The 5,567-nt window shown below is 70.9% G+C and carries 4 protein-coding genes; 2 read left to right on the forward strand and 2 right to left on the reverse strand.

Features of this window, described 5'->3' with window-relative positions:
- The first annotated feature begins 122 nt into the window (after nucleotides 1–122).
- Entirely contained in the window at nucleotides 123–1,106 is a 984-nt protein-coding gene (locus AOK23_RS36230) for an aldo/keto reductase (RefSeq protein ID WP_055716764.1), read from the forward strand.
- Nucleotides 1,107–1,287: 181 nt separating this feature from the next.
- Here AOK23_RS36230 and AOK23_RS36235 read toward each other — a convergent pair whose 3' ends face one another.
- Nucleotides 1,288–1,767: a MarR family winged helix-turn-helix transcriptional regulator gene (locus tag AOK23_RS36235; RefSeq protein ID WP_276205788.1), complete on the reverse strand. Its 480-nt coding sequence runs from the start codon at nucleotides 1,765–1,767 to the stop codon at nucleotides 1,288–1,290.
- Nucleotides 1,768–1,980: 213 nt separating this feature from the next.
- On the opposite strand from AOK23_RS36235, the gene AOK23_RS36240 reads away from it, so the two are divergent.
- On the forward strand, nucleotides 1,981–2,949 hold the full coding sequence (locus AOK23_RS36240; protein WP_055716765.1) for an alpha/beta hydrolase: 969 nt from the start codon (nucleotides 1,981–1,983) through the stop codon (nucleotides 2,947–2,949).
- 294 nt (nucleotides 2,950–3,243) lie between these two features.
- Here the strand turns inward: AOK23_RS36240 and AOK23_RS36245 are convergent, their stop codons facing one another.
- On the reverse strand, nucleotides 3,244–5,463 hold the full coding sequence (locus AOK23_RS36245) for an NADP-dependent isocitrate dehydrogenase (RefSeq protein ID WP_055716766.1): 2,220 nt from the start codon (nucleotides 5,461–5,463) through the stop codon (nucleotides 3,244–3,246).
- Nucleotides 5,464–5,567 lie beyond the last annotated feature (104 nt).

Here is a 5,567-nt window from a genome sequence, read left to right on the forward strand (position 1 = left end):
CGCACGCCTGGCTTCGCGCACGCCTGGCTTCGCGCACGCTTGACTTCGCGCGCGCTCCAACCTGAAGACTCCCTCCCGAGGCCCGACGAACGGGCCGAACGGGCTGAACGGGAGGTATCGGTATGAAATACCGCACGATCGGCAGCGACCCGAAGACCCGTCGTGAGGTGAGCGTGCTGTCGCTCGGCGCGATGCTGTTCGGTTCACGGACGGACGAGAAGACGTCGTTCGCCGTGCTCGACCGCTATGTCGAGGCCGGCGGCAACTTCATCGACACGTCCGACAACTACGCCTTCTGGATCGACGGCGGCCAGGGCGGCCAGAGTGAGGAGCTGCTCGGACGGTGGCGCCGCAGCCGGGGGACAGGCGCCGAGATCGTCATCGCCACCAAGCTCGGCGCCCGGCCCCTCGCCCCCGGCACCAGCTACGTCGACAACGCCGAGGGTCTGTCGGCGAAGGTGATCCGGGAGTCGGCGGAACGCAGCCGGGAGCGCCTCGGGGTGGAGCGGCTCGATCTGCTCTACGCGCACATCGAGGACCGTACGGTCCCGCCGGGGGAGACCGTCGAGGCGTTCGGGGAACTCGTGGCCGAGGGCACGGTCGGGCTGCTCGGCGTGAGCAACCACGCCATGTGGCGCGTGGAGCGGGCCCGCGCCCTCGCCGCCGCGGCGGGACTGCCGGGTTACGAGGTGCTTCAGTACCACCACAGCTATCTGCGGCCGCGGACCGACGTCCCCAACGCCCTCTGGGCGCACGGCACGCTCGGCGTGGCCACCGCCGAACTGCTGAGCTACCTGGAGGCCGAGCCGGACCTCACCCTCGTCGCCTACTCGCCGCTGCTCACCGGCGGCTATGTACGCCCCGAGAAGCTTCAACGCGAGTACGACCACCCGGGCACGCCGACCCGGATGAAGGTGCTGCGGGAGGTGGCGCGGGAGACCGGGGCGACCGTCAACCAGGTCGTGCTGGCCTGGCAGTTGGGCGGCCCGCTCCCGATCGTGCCGCTCGCGGGGGTCTCCTCGGTGGCGCAGCTGGAGGAGAACCTCGCCGCCGTGGACCTGGAGCTGACCGCCGAACAACGGCACCGGCTCGACGCGGCGCACTGAACCGGCGCGCCGGCCGCTGACCTGGCGCACTGGCCCGTGCACGGAACCAGCGCGCCGGGACGCGCATGGAACCGGCGCGCCTGTACGCGCACTGAACCGGCGCGACGGGGGCGAGCGCTGAACCGGCGCGCCGGGACGCGCATGGACCGGGCGCGCCGGGATCCCCGGGGCCGGGCCCCGCTCAGCCCTGGCTGACGTTCGCGGTGAGCAGGCGCAGCAGTTGCTGGGTGAGGGTGTGCTGCTCGGGGGTCAGGCCCATCGCGGCGCCGATGTCCACCGGTACGGTCCGGGCCCGCTCCTCCAGCCGGGCCCCGGCCTCGGTGAGGCGGATGGCGACGGACCGCTCGTCGTCCGGGCGGCGTTCGCGGCGGAGCAGGCCGCCGGCCTCCAGGCGCTTCAGGAGCGGTGAGAGCGTGCTGGACTCCAGCTGGAGCGCGGCGCCCAGGTCGCGCACGGATATCGAGTCCTGCTCCCAGAGGACCAGCATGACCAGGTACTGCGGATAGGTCAGGCCCAGTTCCTCCAGCAGGGGCCGGTAGCGGGCCGTGACGGCGCGCGAGGCGGCGTACAGCGCGAAACAGAGCTGGTCGTCCAGGAGCAGGGTGTGCCCCTGCGCCGGTTCCGCTCCGGCGGTGCCCACGAGTTCGCCGACTGTGCTCACGGTGTCGCTCCTCCGTCCCGTGCTCTCCCTGACGATCTCCCACCCTACCGGCAGTCACGCAGTCGTATCGTGCCCTAAGGAATCGTGAGGTAGGGAATCGCCTACTAATTAGTTGTGTGCAACTTAATCGCGCGCTATCTTTCTGGTGTACCGCCGCCCCCGGCGAACCGTGCGGGCGGACCTGCCCGCGGCACCCCACCCGAGGAGATCGCCATGTCCGAGAGCGCCGCCCCCCGTCCCGTCCTCGAACCCGCCGCCGCGGCCTTCGCCGAGGCCACCGCGAACCCGCCGTACCTCTTCGACCTCGGCCCGGTCGAGGGGCGCAAGGTCGTCGACGAGGTGCAGTCGGGCGACATCGCGAAGCGGGACGTCGACGACGAGTGGGTGACCGTCCCGGGCGGCCCCACCGGCGAGGTCAGGGCCAGGATCGTCCGGCCCGCGGGGGCCGAGGGGGTGCTGCCGGTGATCCTGTACATCCACGGCGCCGGGTGGGTCTTCGGCAACGCCCATACCCATGACCGGCTGGTGCGGGAGCTGGCGGTGGGTGCGCGGGCCGCGGTCGTCTTCCCCGAGTACGACCTGTCGCCCGAGGCCCGCTACCCGGTCGCCGTCGAGCAGAACTACGCGGTGGCCCGCTGGATCGTCGCGGAGGGCGCCCAGCACCGCCTCGATGCGGCCCGTATCGCGGTGGCCGGGGATTCCGTCGGCGGCAACATGAGCGCCGCGCTGACCCTGATGGCGAAGGAACGCGGCGACGTCCCGCTGGTCCAGCAGGTCCTCTTCTACCCGGTCACCGACGCCGCCTTCGACACCGGCTCCTACCGGCAGTTCGCCGAGGGCTACTTCCTGCGGCGCGACGCGATGCGGTGGTTCTGGGACCAGTACACGACGAGTGAGCGGGAGCGCGCGCAGATCACGGCGTCACCGCTGCGCGCCTCCGTCGACCAGCTGGCGGGGCTGCCGCCGGCGCTCGTCATCACCGCCGAGGCCGATGTGCTGCGAGACGAGGGCGAGGCGTACGCGAACAAGCTGCGCGAGGCCGGTGTCCCGGTGACCGCCGTGCGCTACCAGGGAGTCATCCACGACTTCGTGATGTTGAACGCCCTGCGGGAGACGCGGGCCGCCGAGGCCGCGATCACCCAGGCGATCGTCACCCTGCGCACGGCCCTCGGCACCGCCTGAAGGCACCGCCTGACGGCACTGCCTCGGTCGCCCTCACGAACGCGCAGCCCCCGACCGGCACGCGCAGCCCCCGACCGGCACGCGCGGCACCGACGGCACGCGCGGCACCGACGGCACTCGGCACCGGCAGTACCGGCCCCGCGAGGCCCCCGACAGGACGGGCCCCCGACAGCACGCCGCCCCAGCCGGGAAGGAACCCGGCCGGGGCGGCGGTGTGTGGCCTCACGGGAGTGGCCGACCTGGGGACCACGGGCGAGCCGCGGTGCCGTCAGGTCGGCCGGACCGCGCGGAGCGTCAGGCGAAGTTCGCCAGCGCCTCGTTCCACGTGGCCGACGGGCGCATGACCGCGGCGGCCTTGGCCGGGTCGGGCTGGTAGTAGCCGCCGATCTCGGCCTCCTTGCCCTGGACGGCGATCAGCTCGTCGACGATCTTCTGCTCGTTCGCGGAGAGCGTCTCGGCGAGCGGGGCGAACGCCTTCGCCAGGTCGGCGTCGTCGGTCTGCGCGGCCAGCTCCTGCGCCCAGTACAGGGACAGGAAGAAGTGGCTGCCGCGGTTGTCGATGCCGCCGAGACGACGTGAGGGGGACTTGTCCTCGTTGAGGAAGGTCGCCGTCGCGCGGTCCAGGGTGTCGGCCAGCACCTTGGCGCGGGTGTTGCCGGTGGCCTCGGCGTACTGCTCCAGCGACGGGACCAGGGCGAAGAACTCGCCGAGGGAGTCCCAGCGCAGGTAGTTCTCCTTGACCAGCTGCTGGACGTGCTTCGGGGCGGAGCCGCCGGCGCCCGTCTCGAACAGACCGCCGCCCGCCATCAGCGGGACGACCGACAGCATCTTGGCGCTGGTGCCCAGCTCCAGGATCGGGAACAGGTCGGTGAGGTAGTCACGCAGGACGTTGCCGGTGACGGAGATGGTGTTCTCGCCGCGGCGGATGCGCTCCACCGACAGCTTGGTCGCCTCGACCGGGGCGAGGATCCGGATGTCCAGGCCCTCGGTGTCGTGGTCCGCCAGGTACGTGTTGACCTTGGCGATCAGGTTGGCGTCGTGGGCGCGGGTCTCGTCCAGCCAGAACACCGCCGGGTCACCGGTGGCGCGGGCTCGGGTGACGGCCAGCTTCACCCAGTCCTTGATCGGGGCGTCCTTGGTCTGGCAGGCGCGGAAGATGTCACCGGCGGAGACGGTCTGCTCGATGACGGCGACGCCGTTGCCGTCGACCAGACGGACCGTGCCCGTGGTCGCGATCTCGAAGGTCTTGTCGTGGGAGCCGTACTCCTCGGCCTTCTGTGCCATCAGACCGACGTTCGGGACCGAGCCCATCGTCGACGGGTCGTACGCGCCGTGGGCACGGCAGTCGTCGATCACGGCCTGGTAGACACCGGCGTACGAGGAGTCCGGGAGCACCGCGAGGGTGTCGGCCTCCTGGCCGTCCGGGCCCCACATGTGGCCGGAGGTGCGGATCATGGCCGGCATCGAGGCGTCGACGATGACGTCGGACGGCACGTGCAGGTTGGTGATGCCCTTGTCGGAGTCGACCATCGCCAGCTCCGGGCCCTCGGCGAGCTCGGCGTCGAAGGAGGCCTTGATCTCGGCGCCCTCCGGCAGAGCCTCCAGGCCCTTGTAGATGCCGCCCAGACCGTCGTTCGGGGACAGACCGGCGGCGGCGAGCGTCGCACCGTACTGCGCGAACGTCTTCGGGAAGAAGGCGCGCACCACGTGACCGAAGACGATCGGGTCGGAGACCTTCATCATCGTGGCCTTCAGGTGCACGGAGAACAGCACGCCCTCCGCCTTGGCCTTGGCGACCTGGGCGGTGAGGAACTCGCGCAGCGCGGCGACACGCATCACGGAGGCGTCGACGACCTCGCCCGCGAGGACCGGTACGGACTCGCGCAGCACGGTGGTGGTGCCGTCGTCGCCGACCAGCTCGATCCTCAGCGCGCCGTCCTCGGCGATCACCACGGACTTCTCGGTGGAGCGGAAGTCGTTCTCGCCCATCGTCGCCACGTTGGTCTTGGACTCGGAGGTCCAGGCGCCCATGCGGTGCGGGTGGGTCTTGGCGTAGTTCTTGACGGAGGCGGGGGCGCGGCGGTCGGAGTTGCCCTCACGCAGGACCGGGTTCACGGCGGAACCCTTGATCTTGTCGTAGCGGGCGCGGATCTCGCGCTCCTCGTCGGTCTTCGGGTCGTCCGGGTAGTCCGGCAGCGCGTAGCCCTGGCTCTGCAGCTCGGCGACGGCGGCCTTCAGCTGCGGGATCGACGCCGAGATGTTCGGCAGCTTGATGATGTTCGCCGCGGGGGTCTTGGCCAGCTCGCCCAGCTCGGAGAGGGCGTCCGGGATGCGCTGACCCTCCTGGAGGTACTCCGGGAAGACGGCGATGATGCGCCCGGCCAGCGAGATGTCACGGGTCTCGACGGAGACACCGGCCTGCGAGGCGTACGCCTTGATCACCGGCAGGAACGAATACGTCGCCAGGGCCGGGGCCTCGTCAGTGTGTGTGTAGATGATGGTCGAGTCAGTCACCGGGTGCTCCGCTCCACGTCTGCAACATTGCTCGACATCAAGATATCTCGTGCGGGGGCCGTGCGGCGCAGGGGGCCGGGCGCCTAGACGAGTCATTCCGATGT

The organism is Streptomyces torulosus, assembly GCF_001419765.1.
Taxonomy (GTDB): Bacteria; Actinomycetota; Actinomycetes; order Streptomycetales; family Streptomycetaceae; genus Streptomyces; species Streptomyces torulosus.

Excerpts from the sequence above, each read along its gene's own strand:
- AOK23_RS36230 (WP_055716764.1), top strand. The coding sequence starts at position 123 with ATGAAATACCGCACGATCGGCAGCGACCCGAAGACCCGTCGTGAGGTG.
- AOK23_RS36240 (WP_055716765.1), top strand. The coding sequence starts at position 1,981 with ATGTCCGAGAGCGCCGCCCCCCGTCCCGTCCTCGAACCCGCCGCCGCG.